The 20,301-nt window shown below is 63.6% G+C and carries 22 protein-coding genes and 1 pseudogene; 20 read left to right on the top strand and 3 right to left on the bottom strand.

The genetic code is table 11. The features are described 5' to 3' along the window. Nucleotides 1-37: 37 nt before the first annotated feature. From AC5ZGW_RS32690 to AC5ZGW_RS32650, 9 genes are all read left to right on the top strand, one after another. Nucleotides 38-832, top strand: a complete 795-nt coding sequence (locus tag AC5ZGW_RS32690; RefSeq protein ID WP_130227618.1) for a thymidylate synthase — start codon at nt 38-40, stop codon at nt 830-832. A gap of 10 nt (nt 833-842) precedes the next feature. Then, entirely contained in the window at nt 843-1,328 is a 486-nt protein-coding gene (locus AC5ZGW_RS32685; protein ID WP_130227619.1) for a GNAT family N-acetyltransferase, read from the top strand. Continuing rightward, on the top strand, nt 1,328-1,747 hold the full coding sequence (locus AC5ZGW_RS32680; protein WP_165435346.1) for a HEPN domain-containing protein: 420 nt from the start codon (nt 1,328-1,330) through the stop codon (nt 1,745-1,747). The genes AC5ZGW_RS32685 and AC5ZGW_RS32680 overlap by 1 nt, the downstream gene beginning before the upstream one ends. Next, on the top strand, nt 1,726-2,112 hold the full coding sequence (locus AC5ZGW_RS32675) for a hypothetical protein (protein ID WP_130227621.1): 387 nt from the start codon (nt 1,726-1,728) through the stop codon (nt 2,110-2,112). Before AC5ZGW_RS32680 ends, AC5ZGW_RS32675 begins: the two co-directional genes overlap by 22 nt. A gap of 10 nt (nt 2,113-2,122) precedes the next feature. Next, the gene (locus AC5ZGW_RS32670) at nt 2,123-2,647 is read left to right on the top strand and encodes a dihydrofolate reductase (RefSeq protein ID WP_130227622.1); all 525 of its coding nucleotides are present in this window, start codon (nt 2,123-2,125) and stop codon (nt 2,645-2,647) included. A 161-nt stretch (nt 2,648-2,808) separates the two neighbouring features. Continuing rightward, the gene (gene hflK, locus AC5ZGW_RS32665; protein ID WP_130227623.1) at nt 2,809-3,951 is read left to right on the top strand and encodes an FtsH protease activity modulator HflK; all 1,143 of its coding nucleotides are present in this window, start codon (nt 2,809-2,811) and stop codon (nt 3,949-3,951) included. After that, nucleotides 3,948-4,868: a protease modulator HflC gene (gene hflC, locus AC5ZGW_RS32660; RefSeq protein ID WP_130227624.1), complete on the top strand. Its 921-nt coding sequence runs from the start codon at nt 3,948-3,950 to the stop codon at nt 4,866-4,868. The genes hflK and hflC overlap by 4 nt, the downstream gene beginning before the upstream one ends. Nucleotides 4,869-4,942: 74 nt before the next feature. Then, nucleotides 4,943-5,143, top strand: coding sequence for a DUF2065 domain-containing protein (locus AC5ZGW_RS32655; RefSeq protein WP_130227625.1), 201 nt, complete (start codon nt 4,943-4,945; stop codon nt 5,141-5,143). Nucleotides 5,144-5,406: 263 nt separating this feature from the next. After that, nucleotides 5,407-6,912, top strand: a complete 1,506-nt coding sequence (locus AC5ZGW_RS32650) for a Do family serine endopeptidase (RefSeq protein ID WP_130227626.1) — start codon at nt 5,407-5,409, stop codon at nt 6,910-6,912. Between the two features lie 105 nt (nt 6,913-7,017). Here the strand turns inward: AC5ZGW_RS32650 and serB are convergent, their stop codons facing one another. After that, nucleotides 7,018-7,911, bottom strand: coding sequence for a phosphoserine phosphatase SerB (gene serB / locus AC5ZGW_RS32645; protein ID WP_130227627.1), 894 nt, complete (start codon nt 7,909-7,911; stop codon nt 7,018-7,020). On the opposite strand from serB, the gene miaA reads away from it, so the two are divergent. From miaA to ilvC, 8 genes are all read left to right on the top strand, one after another. Continuing rightward, nucleotides 7,910-8,848, top strand: coding sequence for a tRNA (adenosine(37)-N6)-dimethylallyltransferase MiaA (gene miaA / locus AC5ZGW_RS32640; protein ID WP_130227638.1), 939 nt, complete (start codon nt 7,910-7,912; stop codon nt 8,846-8,848). The genes serB and miaA overlap by 2 nt on opposite strands. A gap of 383 nt (nt 8,849-9,231) precedes the next feature. After that, the gene (locus tag AC5ZGW_RS32635) at nt 9,232-11,007 is read left to right on the top strand and encodes an acetolactate synthase 3 large subunit (protein ID WP_130227628.1); all 1,776 of its coding nucleotides are present in this window, start codon (nt 9,232-9,234) and stop codon (nt 11,005-11,007) included. 9 nt (nt 11,008-11,016) lie between these two features. Next, nucleotides 11,017-12,000: a threonine dehydratase gene (locus AC5ZGW_RS32630; protein ID WP_130227629.1), complete on the top strand. Its 984-nt coding sequence runs from the start codon at nt 11,017-11,019 to the stop codon at nt 11,998-12,000. Between the two features lie 25 nt (nt 12,001-12,025). After that, complete coding sequence (gene ilvN, locus AC5ZGW_RS32625) at nt 12,026-12,568, top strand: acetolactate synthase small subunit (protein WP_028161804.1); 543 nt, start codon at nt 12,026-12,028, stop codon at nt 12,566-12,568. A 3-nt stretch (nt 12,569-12,571) separates the two neighbouring features. Continuing rightward, nucleotides 12,572-13,267, top strand: a complete 696-nt coding sequence (locus tag AC5ZGW_RS32620) for a class I SAM-dependent methyltransferase (RefSeq protein ID WP_028161805.1) — start codon at nt 12,572-12,574, stop codon at nt 13,265-13,267. A 27-nt stretch (nt 13,268-13,294) separates the two neighbouring features. After that, nucleotides 13,295-14,170 (top strand): EamA family transporter, encoded by an 876-nt coding sequence (locus AC5ZGW_RS32615; RefSeq protein ID WP_130227630.1) that lies wholly within the window; start codon nt 13,295-13,297, stop codon nt 14,168-14,170. An 8-nt stretch (nt 14,171-14,178) separates the two neighbouring features. After that, a complete protein-coding gene (locus AC5ZGW_RS32610) occupies nt 14,179-14,784 on the top strand; it encodes a LysE family translocator (protein ID WP_130227631.1) in 606 nt (201 codons plus the stop codon). A gap of 149 nt (nt 14,785-14,933) precedes the next feature. Continuing rightward, a complete protein-coding gene (gene ilvC, locus AC5ZGW_RS32605; RefSeq protein ID WP_028161808.1) occupies nt 14,934-15,953 on the top strand; it encodes a ketol-acid reductoisomerase in 1,020 nt (339 codons plus the stop codon). Between the two features lie 216 nt (nt 15,954-16,169). Here ilvC and AC5ZGW_RS32600 read toward each other — a convergent pair whose 3' ends face one another. Next, nucleotides 16,170-17,282: a DUF2336 domain-containing protein gene (locus AC5ZGW_RS32600; protein WP_245474853.1), complete on the bottom strand. Its 1,113-nt coding sequence runs from the start codon at nt 17,280-17,282 to the stop codon at nt 16,170-16,172. Between the two features lie 261 nt (nt 17,283-17,543). Between AC5ZGW_RS32600 and AC5ZGW_RS32595 the strand changes: the two are divergent. From AC5ZGW_RS32595 to AC5ZGW_RS32585, 3 genes and pseudogenes are all read left to right on the top strand, one after another. Beyond that, a pseudogene (locus AC5ZGW_RS32595) lies at nt 17,544-17,807 on the top strand (SDR family oxidoreductase); the annotation flags it as partial. After that, nucleotides 17,803-17,976: a Rossmann-fold NAD(P)-binding domain-containing protein gene (locus tag AC5ZGW_RS32590; RefSeq protein ID WP_165435347.1), complete on the top strand. Its 174-nt coding sequence runs from the start codon at nt 17,803-17,805 to the stop codon at nt 17,974-17,976. The pseudogene AC5ZGW_RS32595 and the gene AC5ZGW_RS32590, both read left to right, overlap by 5 nt. Nucleotides 17,977-18,025: 49 nt before the next feature. Then, complete coding sequence (locus AC5ZGW_RS32585) at nt 18,026-18,271, top strand: hypothetical protein (RefSeq protein WP_028161811.1); 246 nt, start codon at nt 18,026-18,028, stop codon at nt 18,269-18,271. Between the two features lie 141 nt (nt 18,272-18,412). Here the strand turns inward: AC5ZGW_RS32585 and AC5ZGW_RS32580 are convergent, their stop codons facing one another. Next, nucleotides 18,413-20,263: an ATP-binding protein gene (locus AC5ZGW_RS32580; protein ID WP_245474854.1), complete on the bottom strand. Its 1,851-nt coding sequence runs from the start codon at nt 20,261-20,263 to the stop codon at nt 18,413-18,415. Nucleotides 20,264-20,301 lie beyond the last annotated feature (38 nt).

Below are 20,301 nucleotides of genomic sequence, written 5' to 3'. Positions count from 1 at the left end.
TACATTCGCCGTTCCCGAAAGGCCCGAAGCTCACGCCATGAACCAGTATCACGACCTGCTCGAACGCATCCTCGCCGACGGCGCGGAGAAGCACGACCGTACCGGCACCGGGACGCTGTCGATCTTCGGCCACCAGATGCGCTTCAACCTGTCGGCCGGCTTCCCGATGCTGACGACCAAGCGGTTGCCGCTGAAGGCGATCGTGCATGAACTGCTCTGGTTCCTGGCTGGCGACACCAACATCAAATATCTGCGCGACAACGGCGTCACCATCTGGGATGAATGGGCCGACGCCAATGGCGATCTCGGCCCGGTCTACGGTTCGCAATGGCGCTCCTGGCCGGCGCCCGACGGCCGCAGCATCGACCAGATCGCGAACGTGATCGACATGATCAAGCGCAATCCGGATTCGCGCCGCCTGATCGTCAGCGCCTGGAATCCGGCCGACGTCGACAAGATGGCGCTGCCGCCCTGCCACTGCCTGTTCCAGTTCTATGTCGCCAACGGCAAACTATCCTGCCAGCTCTACCAGCGCTCCGCCGATGTTTTCCTCGGCGTGCCCTTCAACATCGCGTCCTATGCGCTCCTCACCATGATGGTGGCGCAGGTGACGGGACTGAAGCTCGGCGATTTCGTGCACTCGCTCGGCGACACGCATCTCTATTCCAACCATATCGAGCAGGCGCGGCTGCAGCTCACGCGTCCGACCCGGCCGCTGCCGGTGATGAAGATCAATCCCGAGGTCAAGGACATCTTCGCCTTCCGCTACGAGGACTTCAAACTCGAGGGCTACGACCCGCACCCGCATATCAAAGCGGAAGTCGCGGTATGAGCGCTTAAGGATGTCGCTGACAATCCGCCGCGCGCGCGCCGATGAAGCCGGGCTCGTCCATTCGTTGGTTCGCGAGCTTGCCGAATACGAGAAGCTGCTGCACGAGATGAAGGCCAGTGAAGCCGATATCGCCGGCGCGCTGTTCGGCGATAATCCGCGGCTCATTTGCGATATCGCGGAGTGGGACGGCGAACCTGCGGGCTTTGTCGTCTGGTTCGTCAATTTCTCCACCTTCGCTGGAAGCCACGGTATTTATCTCGAGGATCTGTTCGTCCGCCCGGTGCTGCGCGGCAAGGGCATCGGCAAGGCGCTGCTCGTCCATCTTGCGAGGGAATGTGTCGCCAACGGCTGGGCGCAATTGCAGTGGGCGGTGCTCGACTGGAACACGCCCTCGATCGAATTCTACAAATCGCTCGGCGCCGTGATGATGGACGAATGGACGCTGTGCCGCGTCACCGGCCCGGCGCTGCAGGCGCTGGCGGACGGGGCGCGCTGATGGCGGCGCTGCCCAGAGGAACACTGCAGCGTTTGGCGCTGGCTAAGATTGAGGATGCCCGTCTCTTGTACGAGAATAGTCGCTTCTCGAACTCCTACTATCTTTATGGTTACGGCATCGAGCTTGGCCTGAAGGCCTGCATAGCGCGCCAGATGGTGGCCGAGACTGTACCGGATAAAGCGGTTTTGCGCGGCTTTCTCGATCATGAAATAACCAAACTAGTAGGTCTGGCAGGTCTTGCTGAGTTCCTCAAAACAGAACGTGAAAATCGTGAATTCGACGTTCGCTGGGCTATCGCGACCGAATGGTCGGTCGAGTCCCGATATGATATGATTGATGCGGTAACGGCGGCTGCCATGAGAGATGCTGTCGAGAATCCAGAATTCGGGGTCATGAAATGGCTGCAGCAGTTTTGGTAGACGCAGATATCGATATGGGCAGTGAACTCGTCCGAATTCTCGACGAAGCAAGATTTCCGGTGACTGGCGCTGCCTGGATATTCTTTCCTGACGTCGAGGAGTGGCGGCTCGTTATCCGTACGCCGAAGGCAGAGAAAAACTTGCAACAAGCTTTGCTTGAGATGGCCGTCGCTCTCGATGACCGAGGCGATTTGAGAAAGCGGCTCGACCTATCGAGAGTAAAGCTCGTTCCACCCCAGGACAAAATGCTTGCCGCAATGGGTAGTATTATCAAGGTAGACGGCATTTCGACGATTCGTTTCAGTCGAAATCTGATCAACGGTGTGCTTATAGACGATGCATTGGTGTATCGCCTCGCTGCATGATTGCCGCGGAATGAATTCAGTTCTTGAGATCGTGCTGATCGCAGCGGTTGCCGAGAACGGCGTGATCGGGCGCGACAATGCGATCCCGTGGCGCTTGAAGAGCGACCAGCAGCGCTTCAAGGCCATCACCATGAACAGGCCGGTGGTGATGGGGCGCAAGACCTTCGAGTCCCTGCGCAGGCCGCTCCCCGGTCGGACCAACATCGTGGTGACGCGCGACGTGGACTATCGCGCTCCCGGCGCGATCGTCACCCAGTCGTTCGAGAACGCCCGTGCGATCGCGCTCGGCGATGCGCTGCGGCGTTTCGCCACCGAGATCGCCGTCATCGGCGGCGCCGAGATCTACGCGCAATGGATCGATAGCGCCGACCGGCTCGAAATTACCGAAGTGCATGCGCGGCCGGAAGGTGATACGTATTTCGCCACAATTGACACGGCGAAATGGGAAGAAGTGGCGCGGGTGCGAAATCCGGCCGGGCCGCATGACAGCGTCGATTTTTCCTATGTGACATATCGCCGGCGGATCAAGCGTTAACCCCGCTAGCCAATGTTTGCATTGACAATTATGTCCGCAGGCATAGCTCGTTCAGCTTGGAAGCTTGCGTTGTAAGGGGCCATCCGGTCCCCTATAAAGCCGGGCGACTGACGAGGCCGGGCGTCCATCATCCATCCCGGGCTTGCCGAGGAGAAGCGTTAATGCCGTGGAAGAATCAAGGCGGGGGGCCGTGGGGCTCGGGTCCGAAGGGACCATGGGGCACCGGACCGCAATCGCCCGGACCGCGCCCGCCGGATCTTGAGGACCTCCTGCGCCGCGGCCAGGACCGCCTGCAGCAGCTCCTGCCCGGCGGTCATTTCAGCAGCATGGGGATCGCGCTTGTCGTCGTCGGCGCGCTCGCGATCTGGGGCCTGTCCGGCTTCTTCCGGGTGCAGTCGGAAGAACTCGGCGTCGTCCTGCGCTTCGGCAAGCATGTGCGCACGGTGCAGCCGGGCCTGAACTATCATTTGCCTTATCCGATTGAGACAGTGCTGCTGCCGAAGGCGCTGCGCGTCTCCACCATTTCGATCGGCATGACCCTGATCGACGACCCGGCGCGGCGCGGCCGCACCATGCGCGACGTTCCGGAAGAGAGCCTGATGCTGACCGGCGACGAGAACATCGTCGACGTCGATTTCACCGTGCTGTGGCGGATCAAGCCCGACGGCGTCGGCGACTTCCTGTTCAACATCCAGAATCCCGAGGGCACCGTGAAGGCGGTGGCGGAGAGCGCCATGCGCGAGGTGATCGGCCGGTCGCAGATCCAGCCGATCCTCACCGGCGCGCGCACCACCACCGAGCAGAACGTGCAGGAACTGATGCAGAAGACGCTCGATACCTACGGCGCCGGCGTCATGATCACCCAGGTGCAAATGCAGAAGGTCGATCCGCCGCAGCAGGTGATCGACTCGTTCCGCGACGTGCAGGCCGCGCGGGCCGACCTCGAGCGGTTGCAGAACGAGGCACAGACCTATGCCAACCGTGTGATCCCGGAGGCGCGCGGCCGCGCCGCCCAGATCGTGCAGGCGGCCGAAGGCTACAAGGAGCAGGCGGTGGCGGAGGCCAAGGGCCAGAGTGCGCGCTTCCTGAAGGTCTATGACGAGTACAAGAAGGCCCCCGACGTGACGCGGCAACGCATTTATCTGGAGACCATGGAACGCATCCTCGGTGGCTCCGAGAAACTGGTCTATGACGGCGGCGCGTCGGGCCAGAACAGCATCGTGCCTTATTTGCCGCTGAGCGAGCTGACGCCGCGGCGTCCGTCCGCCACCACTGGTCAGCAGCAGGGCGGAGGCACGCGATGAGGTCCCCCGTCACCGGCATTGCCGCGCTGATCATTCTGCTGGTGCTGGTCATCATCGGCTACAGCTCGGTCTTCACCGTGCAGCAGACCGAGCAGGTCCTGGTGGTCCGGCTCGGCGAGCCCGTCCGCGTCGTCACCGAGCCCGGCCTCAACTTCAAGGCGCCGTTTATCGATTCCGTGATCTCGATCGACAAGCGCATCCTCGACCTGGAAAACCCGTCGCAGGAAGTGATCGCCTCCGACCAGAAGCGACTGGTGGTTGACGCCTTCGCTCGCTACCGCATCAAGAACGCGCTGCGCTTCTATCAGAGCGTCGGCACGATCCAGGCGGCCAACGTGCAGTTGACGACGCTGCTCAACGCGGCGCTGCGCCGCGTGCTCGGCGAGGTCACCTTCATCAACGTCGTCCGCGACGAGCGCGAGAGGTTGATGGCGCGGATCCGCGACCAGCTCGACCACGAGGCTGACGGCTACGGCATCCAGGTCGTCGACGTCCGCATCCGCCGCGCCGACCTCCCGGAGCAGAACAGCCAGGCGGTCTACCAGCGGATGCAGACCGAGCGTCAGCGCGAGGCCGCCGAATTCCGCGCCCAAGGCGGTCAGAAGGCGCAGGAGATCCGCTCCAAGGCGGATCGTGAGGCAACCGTCATCGTCGCAGAGGCCAATTCGTCCGCCGAGCAGGTGCGCGGCGAGGGCGACGCCGAGCGTAACCGGCTGTTCGCCGAGGCCTATGGCAAGGACGCGGATTTCTTCAGCTTCTACCGCTCGATGACTGCCTATGAGAACGGTCTGCGCGCCAACGACACCCGTTTCCTGTTGCGCCCGGACTCCGATTTCTTCAAATATTTCGGCAGCGCGGCCGGCCGTCCGCCGTCCGTCGGTCCGTCGGCAGCGGCCGCCGCGCCGAAGCAGCAGTAACCGCATCACGAGGGCGAAGCATCCGCTTCGCCCTTTAGCCAAGAAGAAACGCCCGGACGAGAGGTCGCCATCCGATGAGGTCCATAGCGTTCGCCGACTTCCTCATCGGTGTGGGAATTCTGTTCGTGCTCGAGGGCCTGATGTTCGCGGCAAGCCCGAGCTGGATGCGGCGCGCGATGAAAAGCGCGCTGGCAACCCCGGACAATGTCTTGCGCGTGGTCGGGATCGGATCGGCAGTGGCTGGCTTGATCCTGATCTGGCTGGTGCGGCGGTAGCGGTCGCTGCGAACGCAGGCATCGTCATGCCCGGGCTTGTCCCGGGCATCCACGTTCTTGGCCGCCACAAAGAAAGCGCGTGGATGGCCGGGACAAGCCCGGGCATGACGAAAAAAATTGGCTGCCCGGAACTTGTCGGTCCAACGCGATCGTGAGCCGCAAGGCGCCGGTTTTTCGCCGAAATGGTTGTCTCAAATGCTTGCGCGGCCACCCCGTTCGGGCGCACTGTGGCCGTATATTATACTTCCTGGAGAGAAGCTGACATGACCGGTGCCAGACCCGCCTTGAGCCGTCGCCTGCGCCTGATGGGAGCCGCGATCGCCATCGGCGCCGCCGGCATGCTTGCCTCGGTGCCGGCGGCCTTCGCGCGAGGACCCGACGGCATTGCCGACGTTGCCGAAAAGGTGATCGATGCGGTCGTGAACATCTCGACGTCGCAGACGGTGGAGGCCAAGGGCGGCGGCGCCATGCCGCAACTGCCGCCGGGCTCGCCCTTCGAGGAGTTCTTCGACGACTTCTTCAAGAACCGCCGTGGCCCCGGTGGCGGCAAGGGCGGGGACAAGAACGGCGAGTTTCAGCCGCGCAAGACCAACTCGCTCGGCTCCGGCTTCATCGTCGACACCGCAGGCATCGTGGTGACCAACAACCACGTGATTGCCGATGCCGACGAGATCAACATCATCATGAACGACGGCACCAAGGTGAAGGCGGAGCTGGTCGGCGTCGACAAGAAGACGGATCTTGCCGTCCTGAAGTTCAAGCCGCCGAAGCCGCTGACCGCGGTGAAGTTCGGCGATTCCGACAAGCTCAGGCTCGGCGAATGGGTGATCGCGATCGGTAACCCCTTCAGCCTCGGCGGCTCGGTGACCGCCGGCATCGTGTCGGCGCGCAACCGCGACATCAGCCAGGGTCCCTATGATAGCTACATCCAGACCGACGCCGCCATCAACCGCGGCAATTCGGGCGGACCGCTGTTCAACCTCGAAGGCGAAGTGGTCGGCGTCAACACGCTGATCATCTCACCGACCGGCGGCTCGATCGGCCTCGGCTTTGCCGTGCCGTCGAAGACGGTCGCTGCCGTCGTGGATCAACTGCAGAAATTTGGCGAGCTGCGCCGCGGCTGGCTCGGCGTGCGAATCCAGCAGGTCACCGACGAGATCGCCGACAGCCTCAACATCAAGCCGGCGCGTGGTGCGCTGGTTGCCGGCGTCGACGACAAGGGGCCGGCGAAACCCGCGGGCATCGAGCCTGGCGACGTCGTGGTCAAGTTCGACGGTAAGGACGTCAAGGATCCCAAGGATCTCTCCCGCGTCGTCGCCGACACCGCCGTCGGCAAGGAAGTCGACGTTGTCGTCATCCGCAAGGGCAATGAGGAGACCAAGCGGGTCACGCTCGGCCGGCTCGAGGACACCGATAAGGTGCAGCAGGCCAACGCCAAGACCAAGGATGAGCCGGCGGAGAAGCCGGTGACGCAGAAGGCGCTCGGGCTCGATCTTGCGGCGCTGAACAAGGATCTCCGCACCAAGTACAAGATCAAGGACAGCGTGAAGGGCGTGATCATCACCGGCGTCGATGGCTCCTCCGATGCTGCCGAAAAGCGCCTGTCCGCCGGCGACGTCATCGTCGAGGTCGCGCAGGAAGCGGTCGCCAACGCCGCCGACATCAAGAAGCGTGTCGACCAGTTGAAGAAGGACGGCAAGAAGTCGGTCCTCCTGCTCGTCTCCAACGGCGACGGCGAACTGCGCTTCGTGGCGCTGAGCGTGCAGTAGGAGTTGTCATTGCCGGGCTTGACCCGGCAATCTATCGCTACGCAAAGACTTTTTTCGAAGCTTGATGGATGCCCGGGTCAAGCCCGGGCATGACGGTCGAGGAGCCTACCCCTCCACGAATTCATCCCGCCGATAGCCCTGTGCGTAGAGCAGCGCGGTGAGGTCGCCGTAGTCGATCCGCGCCGCCGCGGCGGCTGCGACCGCGGGCTTGGCGTGGTAGGCGACGCCGAGGCCGGCGGCCTCGATCATGCCGAGGTCGTTGGCGCCGTCGCCGACGACCAGCGTGTCGATGGCATCGAGGTCGAAGGCCTCGCGCAGCTCGATCAGCGTGGCGAGCTTGGCGGCGCGGCCGACGATCGGCTCCTTCACTTCGCCCACGAGCTTGCCGCCTTGCGCGATCAGCTCGTTGGCGCGGTTCTCCTGGAAGCCGATCTTGGCGGCGATGGCGCTCGTGAACAGCGTGAAGCCGCCCGAGATCAGGCAGGTCCAGGCGCCATTGGCGCGCATGGTCATCACCAGTTCGCGGCCGCCCGGCGTCGGCGTGATGCGCTTCTCCAGGACCTCGTCGACCACGCTGACCGGCAGGTCCTTCAATAGCGCGACGCGCTCGCGCAGCGCCGGCTCGAAGGCGATCTCGCCGCGCATCGCGCGTTCGGTGATTTTTGAGACGTGCTCCTTCATCCCGGCGAAATCGGCGAGCTCGTCGACGCATTCCTGGCCGATCATGGTGGAATCCATGTCGGCGAGAAAAAGTTTCTTGCGCCTGAAGGCGCGAGGCTGCACCACAATATCGATCGGCAGGTCGCCGCGCGCCTCTTGCAGGCGGGCTTCGATCGCCTTGATATCCTCGCTGCCGTCAAAGGGGATGTCGATGGCGACTTCGTCGAACAGCCACTCTGCTGCGCCGGGCGACGGCAGGACGGCCAGCGCGCCGTCGACAATGGTGGAGTCGAGCGCCGGATTGGCGGGATTGCAGATGAGGGTGGCGACAAGCGACATGGCGGCGGCTTCGAAAGCTGGGACAAGAGCGGTGCTTATCGCAGGGCCGACCGCCAGCGGCAAGTCGGCGCTGGCGCTCGATCTCGCGCAAAAAGCCGGCGGCGTCGTGATCAACACCGACTCAATGCAGGTCTATCGCGACCTCCGCATCATCACGGCGCGGCCGACGGTCGAGGAGGAGGCGCTGGTCGCGCACCGGCTCTACGGCCATGTCGACGCAGCTACGAATTTCTCCGCCGGCGCCTGGGTCGCGGATGCCGCGAAGGTGCTTTCCGAGGTGCGCGCCGAGAACCGGCTGCCGATCTTCATCGGCGGATCGGGCCTGCATTTCAAGGCGCTCACCCGCGGGCTGTCGGCGGTGCCGCCGATCGCTGCCGAGGTGCGCGAGGTTGTGCGCGAGCGGCTTGAGCGTGACGGCGTCGAGGCGCTGCATGCGGAACTTTCCCGGCGTGATCCCGCCTATGCCGAGCGCCTGAAGCCGCGGGACCGCACCCGCATCGCCCGCGCGCTCGAAGTCGTAGAGGCGACCGGCCGCTCGCTGAGCGATTGGCATCGCGACGGCCTGCCGCCGCTATTGCCGCCGGGCGAGTTCTCCGCGCTGTTCCTCGCGCCCGAGCGCGACAAGCTCTATGCCCGGATCGATGCCCGGTTCGAGGCGATGCTGAACGCTGGCGCGCTGGACGAGGTCGCAAAGCTCGCGGCGCGCGATCTTGATCCCTTGCTGCCGGCGATGAAGGCCCACGGCGTGCCGGCCGTGATCCGGCACCTCAAGGGCGAGATCGGCCGCGAGGAGGCATCCGAGATCGGCCGCGCCGACACCCGCCATTACGCCAAGCGCCAATTCACCTGGTTCCGCCACCAATTGCCGGAATTCGAATGGGTGGCGCCGGAAGCGGCGAGGGGATGGGTGGACAACGTCGTTCCGGGGCGCGACTGAAAGGAGCGAACCCGGAACCTCGAGATTCCGGGTTCGCGCTGCGCGCACCGCATTGTGGGGCCAATCTCGCATGGCTGGGAACAACAATTTCACACTCGCCGAACGCCAGGAACCCCGCTACATTACGAAAAGCCGCGCTGAACGCGTCCCTGCCTTGACATTCGGGCATTGGTCGGTATGGTCGCGCAACCTTTGGGAAGCCTGAGCCGGTCCATGCGTAACATTATTACCAAACTCATCGTCGTCGTACCCAGGCACACCGCCGGGGATGGCTAGCGGCCATCTGACAGACAGGCGGTGTGCATGGGGCCTCTCGGGCCCTTTTTTATTTCCCAAATCAAAGACCTAACGCCGCGCAAGAAACCGCGCATCCGGAGCCAGCCATGAAAGACAAGAGCCACGATCCGAACCAGATGACGGGAGCCGCGATGATCGTCCGCGCGCTAATCGATCATGGCGTGCAGCACCTTTTCGGCTATCCCGGCGGCGCGGTGCTGCCGATCTATGACGAGATCTTCCAGCAGAGCGAGGTCGAGCACATCCTGGTGCGGCACGAGCAGGGCGCCGGCCACGCGGCCGAGGGCTATGCGCGCTCGACCGGCAAGCCCGGCGTCGTGCTGGTGACCTCCGGCCCCGGCGCCACCAACATGGTGACGGCGCTCACCGACGCGCTGATGGATTCGATTCCACTGGTCTGCATCACCGGCCAGGTGCCGACCCATCTGATCGGCAACGACGCGTTCCAGGAATGCGACACGGTCGGCATCACGCGCCCCTGCACCAAGCACAATTGGCTGGTGCGCAACGTCAACGACCTCGCAAAGGTCCTGCATGAGGCGTTCTACGTGGCGACCTCCGGCCGCCCGGGGCCGGTCGTGGTTGACGTGCCGAAAGACGTGCAGTTCGCGGTCGGCACCTATCATCCGCCGCGCAAGTCCGACGTTCACATCTCCTACGCGCCGCGCGTCAAGGGCGATGCGACCCAGATCCGCAAAGCGGTGGCACTGCTCGCCTCCGCCAAGCGGCCGGTGATCTATTCCGGTGGCGGCGTCATCAATTCCGGCCCCGAGGCCTCCAAGCTGCTGCGCGATCTCGTCGAGTTCACCGGCTTCCCGATCACGTCAACCTTGATGGGCCTCGGCGCCTATCCGGCATCGGGCAAGAACTGGCTCGGCATGCTCGGCATGCACGGCACCTACGAAGCCAACATGACCATGCATGATTGCGACGTCATGCTGTGCGTCGGCGCGCGCTTCGACGACCGCATCACCGGCCGCATCGATGCGTTCTCGCCGGGCTCGAAGAAGATCCACATCGACATCGATCCATCCTCGATCAACAAGAACATCCGCGTCGACGTGCCGATCATCGGCGATTGCGGAAACGTGCTCGGCGACCTCTTGCAGGTGTTCAAGGCCGAAGCGAAGCGGCCGGACATCAAGGCGTGGTGGCAGCAGATCGCGCAATGGCGCGCGCGCAACTCGCTGTCCTACCGCAAGAACAACGATATCATCCTGCCGCAATATGCGATCCAGCGCCTGTTCGAGCTGACGCGCGGCAAGGACACCTACATCACGACCGAAGTCGGCCAGCACCAGATGTGGGCGGCGCAATTCTACGGCTTCGAGGAGCCGCACCGCTGGATGACCTCCGGCGGTCTTGGCACCATGGGCTATGGCCTGCCGGCCGCGGTCGGCGTGCAGGTGGCGCATCCCGACAGTCTCGTCATCGATATCGCAGGCGACGCCTCGGTGCAGATGACGATCCAGGAGATGTCGACGGCGGTCCAGTATGAGCTGCCGATCAAGATCTTCATCCTGAACAACCAGTACATGGGCATGGTGCGGCAGTGGCAGCAGCTTCTGCACGGCAACCGCCTGTCGCATTCCTATACCGAGGCGCTGCCGGACTTCGTCAAGCTCGCCGAGGCCTATGGCGGCGTCGGCCTGCAGGTGATCAAGCCGGCCGATCTCGATGGCGCGATCAAGGAGATGATCGCGATCAAGCGCCCGGTGCTGTTCGACTGCCGCGTCGCCGCGCTCGAGAACTGCTTCCCGATGATCCCCTCCGGCAAGGCGCACAACGAGATGTTGTTGCCGGAGGAGGCGACCGACGAGGCAACCGCGACCGCCTTCGCCGGCGGCAAGGCGCTGGTGTGAGATGGACTGATGTTCGATCTTGGACAGCTCGAGCGCGCGCAGGCGATTGTCGGCACGGTGGTGCCGCCGACGCCGGTGTATGCCTGGCCGCTGCTAGCTGAGCGGCTGGGTGCGAATGTCCTGGTCAAGCATGAGAACCACACGCCGACCGGCGCCTTCAAGGTGCGCGGCGGGCTCGTCTATCTCGATCGGCTGAAGCGCGAGCAGCCCGATACGCGAGGGATCATCTCGGCGACGCGCGGCAATCACGGCCAGAGTCTCGCCTTCGCCGCGCGTCGTAGTAATGTCCCTGCGACGATCTACGTGCCGCATGGCAATTCGGTCGAGAAGAACCGCGCCATGCGCGCCTTCGGCGCCGAGCTGGTCGAACACGGCGAGGATTTTCAGGCGGCGCGGGAGGAGGCGGTGCGGCGCGCCGAGAGCGCGGGCCTGCACATGGTGCCGGCGTTCCATTCCGACCTGGTGCTGGGCGTTGCGACCTATGCGTTGGAGCTGTTCAAGGCCGCACCGGACCTCGACCTGCTCTATGTGCCGATCGGGCAGGGCTCCGGCATCTGCGGCTGCATACGTGTCCGCGATCTCCTCGGCCTGAAGACCGAGATCGTCGGCGTGCAGTCGACGGAGGCGCCGTCCTATGCGCTGTCGTTCGCCGCCGGCGCGCTCGTCAGCACCGAGACCGCCAACACCCGCGCCGACGGCATGGCGACCCGCATTCCCGAGGCCGATGCGCTCGCGATGATCCGCAAGGGTGCCTCCCGCATCGTGCAGGTGAGCGACGACGAGATCGGCGCCGCCATCCGGTGTTACTGGACCGATACGCACAACCTCGCCGAAGGCGCCGGCGCGGCGCCGCTCGCGGCCGCGCTGCAGGAGCGGGACAGGATTCAAGGCAAGCGCGTCGGCCTTGTCCTGAGCGGCGGCAATATCGATTTCGACCTGTTCCGCCAGTGGGTCGGGACGGACGCCGCCATCGCCGAGCGGGCGATGGCGTGACAGAGCAATCCTTGAGGGGACGACCATGAACCAGCCCGCATCCGCCTACTTCCTCGAAGAGCGCCACGATCCGAACGAGTCGCACACGCTTTCGGTGCTCGTGCAGAACGAGCCGGGCGTGCTCGCGCGCGTGATCGGGCTGTTCTCCGGCCGCGGCTACAACATCGAAAGCCTCACCGTCTCCGAGACCGAGAGCCAGAAACATCTTTCGCGCATCACCATCGTGACCACGGGCACGCCGATGGTGATCGAGCAGATCAAGCATCAGCTCGACCGCATGATCCCGGTCTACCGCGTCGTCGACATGACGCTGTCGGGACGCTCGATCGAGCGCGAGCTCGCAATGGTGAAGGTGCGCGGTACCGGCGACCACCGCGTCGAGGCGCTGCGGTTGGCGGATGCGTTCCGGGCGCGGGTCATTGATGCCACCACCGAGAGTTTTGTGTTCGAGATCACAGGCAATACCGCCAAGATCAATCAGTTCATCGACCTGATGCGCCCGCTCGGCCTGGTCGAGGTGTCACGCACGGGCGTCGCCGCGATCGGACGCGGGCCGGAAGGGATGTGAACCATGTTGGCGCGCGACTGGTACTACACGCAAAGACGCCGGGTCGGCATCGATACCGCGGTCGCCTCGATCTATGGCCGCGATGACGACAGCGACGTCCGCGCCCGCCAGACGCTCAACATGCTCGGCGTCAAGCCGGGCTGGCGCGTCGCCGATATCGGTTGCGGCAACGGTGTGCTCGCCTGCGAAGCGGCGTTGATGGGCGCCGACGTCGACGCGATCGACATCTCGCCGGCGATGCTGACGCTCGCCAATATCTATGCCCGCGACCGCAGGGCGCGCATCCGCACCCAGCCGGCGGGACTTCTCAGCTTCGCCTATCAGCCGAATTCCTATGACCTGATAGTCAGCGAATTCACGCTGCATCATCTGCCGGATTTCTGGAAAGCGGTGGCGCTGTCGCGGATCTTCAACGCGCTGAAGCCGGGCTGCGAGTTCTATCTGCGCGACATCGTGTTCGTCAGCATGCCCGACGGCGTCGAGCGCGACGTCGAGGGCTGGGCCGATTTTTCCATCAAGAACCACGATTTCGAGCGCGAGGGCGTGGTGACGCACATGCGCGACGAATATTCGACCTTCGGTTGGGTCATGGAACGCATGCTGACGGAGGTCGGCTTCACCCTGGTCTCCGCCGACTACCACGCGCCGCTGCACGGCACCTATCTCCTGCGCAAGCCGAAGCCGGAACAGAAGAGCTAGAACCAAAGAGCTGGAAAAGACGAGCCAATGAAACCGGCCGACGTCTGCATCGCCGTCATGGTCGCGGTGATCTGGGGGCTTGCCTTCGTCGCCAGCCGGATCGCGCTTGACGAATTGCCGCCGGAATTGATGACGGCGCTGCGTTTTGGGATCGCGGCGGTGCCGTGCCTGTTCCTGCGCAAGCCGAAGGTGTCCTGGCCGCTTCTGATCGCGATCAGCCTGAACCTGTTCCTCGGCCAGTTCCTGGCGCAGTCGATCGCCATTGCGCATGGCATGCCGGTCGGGCTCACCAGCGTGATCGTGCAGAGCCAGGCGCTGTTCACGATCGCCTTCGCCGCCATCATTTTCGGCGAATGGCCGAGCCGGATGCAGATGGTCGGCATCGGCATTGCCGCGATCGGCCTCTTGATGATCTCCGGCACCGTCGGCCATGATTTCAGTGCCGGCGCGTTCGCGATCCTGATGATCTCCCCGATCTGTTTCGCAGTCGGCAATCTCCTGCTGCGGCCCGCGCAGGGTGCGCGCATGTTCGATCTGTTCGCATGGCTGTGCCTCTGCGCCGCCGTTCCCCTGTTCGCGCTGTCGCTGGTCACCCTCGGGGTGAAGCCGACCTGGCAGGCGCTGTCGCAGATGTCGATGGCCGGTATCGCCTGCATGCTGTTCGTCGGCGCCGTCTCAACCAGCATCGCCTATTGGCAGTGGGGTCGGCTCTTGCGCGACCATCCGGCGGCGCAGGTGGTGCCGTTCGCGCTCCTGGTGCCGTTCGTCGGCTCCGCCGCCTCCAGCATCGTGTTCGGCGAACGGTTCGGGCCGCTGCGGCTAGCGGGCATGGCCGCCGTCATCGGCGGCATCGCCATCATGCTGTTCTCGAGAAGTCCGCAACCCCAGACGAAGATCGCATGAGTGGTGTCATGTCGCAGTCGGTTCTGATCGCCTTCGTGATGTTCGCCGTGGTGATGTTCTTCACGCCGGGGCCGAACAACATCATGCTGCTGTCCTCGGGATTGACTTACGGCTTCCGCCGCACGGTGCCGCATATGGCGGGCATCACGGTCGGATTTGCGTTCATGGTCGGCGCCGTCGGGCTTGGCCTCGGCACCGTCTTCATCGCCTATCCCGTGCTGCAGACCATCCTCAAATATATCGGCGTCGCCTATTTGATCTATCTTGCCGCCGCGATCGCGATGGCCGAGCCATCCTCGCCGGAGTCCGGTGACGGAAGCGGCCGCCCGATGACCTTCTGGGGCGCGGCCATGTTCCAATGGGTCAACGCCAAAGGCTGGGTGATGGTGATCGGTACCATCACCGCCTATGCGGCGATTGCCGCATTCCCCTGGAATATCGCGATCCAGGTCGGCTTGAGCCTGATCCTCGGCACCTTGTCCTGCATCGCCTGGGCGCTGTTCGGCACCGCGCTGCGGGCGATCCTGACCTCGCGCCAGGCGGTCCGCGCTTTCAATATCGTGATGGCGATCCTGTTGCTCGCCTCGCTCTACCCGGTCTTCATGGACGCATGATGCCGCACCGCGCCATGCGAGAACAGGGTTTCCCCTGACGGGAAAAATGCTCTAGACCACGCCGGAAATTCGCGGGCGCCGGCGGTCTTGATCCACCTGCAAGCCCAAATCCATCGGCCGATGTTCGGCCCCCTCAAGAGGAAACTACGATGCGAGTTTATTACGATCGCGATGCCGACCTGAACCTGATCAAGGGCAAGAAGGTCGCCATCGTCGGCTATGGCAGCCAGGGCCACGCCCACGCGCTCAACCTGAAGGATTCCGGCGTCAAGGAAGTGTCGATCGCGCTGCGTCCGGGCTCGGCCTCGGCCAAGAAGGCTGAGGCTGCCGGCTTCAAGGTGCTGAGCGTTGCGGATGCCGCCAAATGGGCCGACCTCGTGATGATGCTCACCCCCGACGAATTGCAGGGCGACATCTATCGCGAGCACCTGCACGACAACATGAAGAAGGGCGCGGCGCTGGTGTTCGCGCACGGCCTCAACGTCCACTTCAACCTGCTCGACCCGCGTGCCGATCTCGACGTCCTGATGATTGCCCCCAAGGGCCCCGGCCACACCGTGCGCTCCGAATATCAGCGTGGCGGCGGCGTGCCCTGCCTGATCGCGATCGCCAAGGACGTCTCCGGCAACGCGCATGATCTCGGCCTGAGCTACGCCTCCGCGATCGGCGGCGGCCGCGCCGGCATCATCGAGACCACATTCAAAGAGGAATGCGAGACCGATTTGTTCGGCGAGCAGGTGGTGCTCTGCGGCGGCCTGGTCGAGCTGATCAAGGGCGGCTACGAGACGCTGGTCGAAGCCGGCTATGCGCCGGAGATGGCCTATTTCGAGTGCCTGCACGAAGTGAAGCTGATCGTCGACCTGATCTATGAAGGCGGCATCGCCAACATGAACTACTCGATCTCAAACACTGCCGAATACGGCGAATACGTCACCGGTCCGCGCATCGTGACGGCCGAGACCAAGGCCGAGATGAAGCGCGTTCTCGCCGACATCCAGGGCGGCAAGTTCGCCCGCGACTGGATGCTGGAGAACAAGGTCAACCAGACCTCGTTCAAGGCCACCCGCGCCAAGCTCGCGCAGCACCCGATCGAGGAAGTCGGCGCCAAGCTGCGCGACATGATGCCCTGGATCAAGAAGGGCGCGCTGGTCGACAAGACGAAGAACTAAGGCGCGATCAAGAAGTAAGGTGGGCAGAACGCAAGTATGCCCACCTTCAGCACTCCGCTCGTGATGGTGGGCACGCTGTGCTTTGCCCACCCTACGGCTTCTGCGAGTGCTCTGTGCCCTCTCCAAGTCATTGCGAGCGCAGCGAAGCAATCCATGCCTCCACAAGCGGTGAGATGGATTGCTTCGCTGCGGTCGCAATGACGGCACTGTTGCGGTTTACGGCGCCGCACGCCCTTCCGCCGGCTTCTCGATCCGGTTGTGGAGCTGCCAGAAGCGCACGGTGCGCTGGGCGGTCTCGATCGACAGACGGCGGAAATCGCGCTGGGCCTGCTCCATGGTTTGTGCCGAGATCGGTTGCGCGGCCGGCCGGTTGCTCAGGATCGTCTCCACCGTCGGCCAGTTCAGCCTGGCTGCGCGGCAGGGGATCAGGATCAGGTCGGAGCGGTGCCCCTCCATCAGCCGCGCGATCATCTCGGGCTCGACGTCGTTGAGCAGGGCGATCGCGACGATCACCTCGTCGAACTTGCCCGCTTCGGCGAACTTGAACACCGCCGCGTCGTCCAGCTCGTTCAGCTCCTTCATCAGCTTGACGAGCTGTTCGGCAATGCCGAAGCCGCGTCGCACCGCAGGCTCCTCGCGCGCGATCTCGTCGAGCACCTCGCGGATCTCCTCCTGCAGCGCCGGCGGTGCGATCGAGAGCAGGCGGGCGCGCACGGCATCCTTGGCGCGGTGCAAGAGCTCGCGCAGGAACTTGGTCGGAAGATCGATGCGCAGTCCCAGGATTTCGACCAGCTCGTCGTCGCTTTCCGCGCGCGCGACGATGCCGGAATAGCCGGCCTCCGAGAAGCGCGCGCCGGCATTGTTGGCGAGCCGGCGGATCACGCGCACCTCGCCGCGATCGACGATCACGTCGGTGACCTCCTCGGGGAGGCTCGCGCGGCCGGAGATCGCAAGCAGGTGGTCCTGCCCCTTGGTGCTGGCAACCTCGACCAGGGTCTCCGTCGAGACGCGGATCGAATGCGCCAGCACTTCGCCGGCGACCTCGATCTTGTCGTCCTTTGCCAGGTGCTGGATGACCTCGAACGGCGCGTAGTCGATCGGCGCGAGGCGCTTGCTGAGCTCGGCTTTGGCCCGGCTCTCGACGCGCGTGATCAGGAGGCACAGGACGTCGTCGAACACCTTGACCTGTTCGTCGCTCAAGCGTTCGCCGTCGTGCAGGAAGAGATCGGTCACCCGCCGAAGGGTCTTGATCCGCTTCGCCGACGAGCCGTCTCTCACGGCTTCCTCGAGTTCGGCGATGATCGAGTGGGCCGGCTGTTGCGCCATCATTGGAATTGTTCTTGTTGCAGGTTCTCTGATTGGTCCGGAAGATGGCAAGCGCGACCTTACGCCTGCGTTAAGCTGGAACCCGGTCCTGGGCGGAGCTCGCGGGGAAGGTTAGCAGGACGTAACCAATTCAACTCAAGATCGCCGGATCGTGCCAGCCGCTCGGCTGGATCAAGGATCCAGCGTTTTCTTCACGCGAAGCCGGTATCCACTTCGCTCGAAAACGCTGTAGATGTCCCCGGGAACATCAGGGGAGACCAGGTCATGAGATCGGTCGTGATCACCGGCGTGTCTACCGGCATCGGCTGCGCGACGGCCAGGTTTCTGCGCGACCGCGGCTTCCGCGTGTTCGGCAGCGTGCGCAAGCAGGCCGATGCCGACCGGCTCACAGCCGAGTTCGGGGCCAATTTCACGCCGTTGATCTTCGACGTCACCGATGAGGCTGCGGTATTTGCTTCCGCGCGCCAGGTTCGCGACGCGCTGAATGGCGAGACGCTTGCGGGCCTCGTCAACAATGCCGGCATTGCCGCCGGGGAAGATCGCTGAGACCATCTTCAATGCGCTGACGGCGCCGAACCCAAAGGTGCGTTACCAGATCGCGCCGGATCGGATGCAGCATATCGTGGCGTCAATCCTGCCGAAGCGTACGCTCGACCGGATCATCGCCAAGCGCCTCGGCCTCATGCCATCAACGTGAGCATGCTGGCGACATGCCCTTGCCGCATTCGCCCGTCACGAGAGCTTGCATGTCCACCATCGGCAAGACCCCTGCGGAACTGACCGCAATCGCCAATGATGCGCTGCGCAGCCAGCCCGGCTGCGAGACAGCGCAGGTTGTCGCCGTCTCCAATCGGCCGCATGCGAGTGCGGGCCGCAATTGGGAAATTCCGAACGTCGTCCTCGGCGACAGCCTGATCAGCGACGTCGACCGCGCCGTCATCACCGTGCATCACCAGCTCGGCCGCAGATTCCATCTCGTGGGGGGCGAGTGAACTCCCGGAGGGGACATCAGCCAGCAGACTACCGCCGCTCAATCGGTCGAAAATGCCCCCAAAGCTGCCTAACGGACGAGTCGGCTCTCCGAGCTAGTTTGGACAGCCATGCTTTGGCGGATAGCCACCGCCGCACCGGGATTAGGTTGCACTCACGACAGCTGGTTGCTTGGCAAGGTCTGGCGCGGCGGGAAGGCTGAACTCAAAAATCGCGCCGCGAGGCACATTGGCCTTCGCCGATAATCGGCCCCCATGCGCTTCGATGATCGAGCGACAAATCGACAGTCCCAGTCCAAGACCGCCGGGCTTCGTCGTGTAGAAGGCGTCGAAAAGCTGATTGAGAGTCGCTGGTGCCAGCCCTGGTCCCGTATCTCGCACCTCGACGAGAACGACGTCACGTTCCGTTTGCCGGGTGCTGATGAGCAACTCTCTCGCGTCCTCGCTGGTAGCATTCATAGCTTCGACTGCATTCATCACGAGATTCAGCATCACTTGTTGGAGTTGCACCCGGTCGCCTTCCAACGGTGGTGTGCCTTCTGCTAGAAACGTGTGCACCGAAATGCCATTCTTCATCGTTTCGCCGCGAACGAGCTCAATGACCTCGCGGACTGCATCATTGATGTTCAGGAGTTGCTTCCTCGGTTGCGCTTTTTTGATCATGTCCCGGATCCGGTCGACGACATCGCGCGCCCGCATACCATCGCTAACGATATAACCGAACGTCTGCCAGGCTTTTTCCAGATTTGGCGGTTGAGCGCCCAGCCAGCTCAGTCCGGCCTGCGCGTTGGTCACCATCGCGGCGACCGGTTGCTTCACTTCATGGGCGATAGAAGCTGCGAGTTGGCCCATGGTGGCGACGCGATTGGCGTGCGCCAACTCTGTCTGCATCTCGCGGTATTTCTGTTCACTTTGTCGCGCTTCTGCTTCGGCCTGCTTGCGCTCGGTCAGATCGAGTACGAAAGCGACGCCATGGCCTCGTTGTTCGTCGAACGCGGCCGAGCCAATCAGTATCGGCACTCGGCTGCCGTCCTTTCGGAAATACTCCCTCTCGTACGGTTGGACCGTTCCGGTCTTCTTTAGCTCGGTCACCGCCCGCTCATCGCGGTCGCGCCATTCCGGTGGCGTGAGGTCCGCCCAGCGAACGCTACCCGCGACGAAATCCTCCTGGTTGTATCCCACCATCTGTAGGAATGCGTCGTTGGCCTCCACAATGCGACCTTCAAGATCAAAAATGAAGATGCCAATGATGTTGGCGTCGACCAGACGCCGTACCTTCGCTTCGCGTTGTGCGAGATCGCGGTTGGCGTGCGCAAGCGCCAGCGCGCGTTGCTTCTCGGCTTCGAGCAGGCGTACGTTTTCGATCGCGATCGCCGCCTGGTCGGCGAACGTCTCGAGAAGCGCGATCTGGTTGTCGGAGAATGGTCGGACCTCCCATCGCCGGAACAGAATTACTCCAATGGGGGTACGCTCGCGCAGCAACGGTGTTCCGAGCGTGGTGCGATGGCCCTGGCGTTTTGCGTCACTGCTGCCCAACGGGTACTCGCTATCCTCGGCGGCGAGATCGTGGACATGAACCGACCGCCGATCACATACAGCTCGTCCTATCACCCTGTCGCGATTTGCGGGAAATCCCCCACGGGCTTGAATATGCACCGGAAGTTCTCCGTATGAAGCCACCAAGCGGAGAACGTTGTTATCCAGGCGATAGATCTCGGCATTATTCGAGTCGCACAGGCGTGCGGCATGTTCGGCCACCGCGTCCAGCACCGACTGAAGCGGCGAATCCGAGATGATGCGCAGCATCTCGGAGGTGGCAGTTTGCTGCTTCGTAGCCTCGACTAGGCGCTCCCGCGCGTTAGCGATCTCCTGTTTGCATGTTTTAAGCTGTCGTTCGAGATCGGCGCGGCTTTTGCTAGCTCGACCAGCGCGCGCCTTCGCGCCGGTCGAATGAAGCTTGCGACCTCGCGTTCGACTCTTTGCCCAGTTGCGCACCAAGATCACCTCCCGTGCCAGACGCCGTCCAATGCTGG

It is taken from the genome of Bradyrhizobium sp. Crot121 (assembly GCF_059512385.1).
This window is presented reverse-complemented; position numbering and strand designations above follow the sequence as displayed.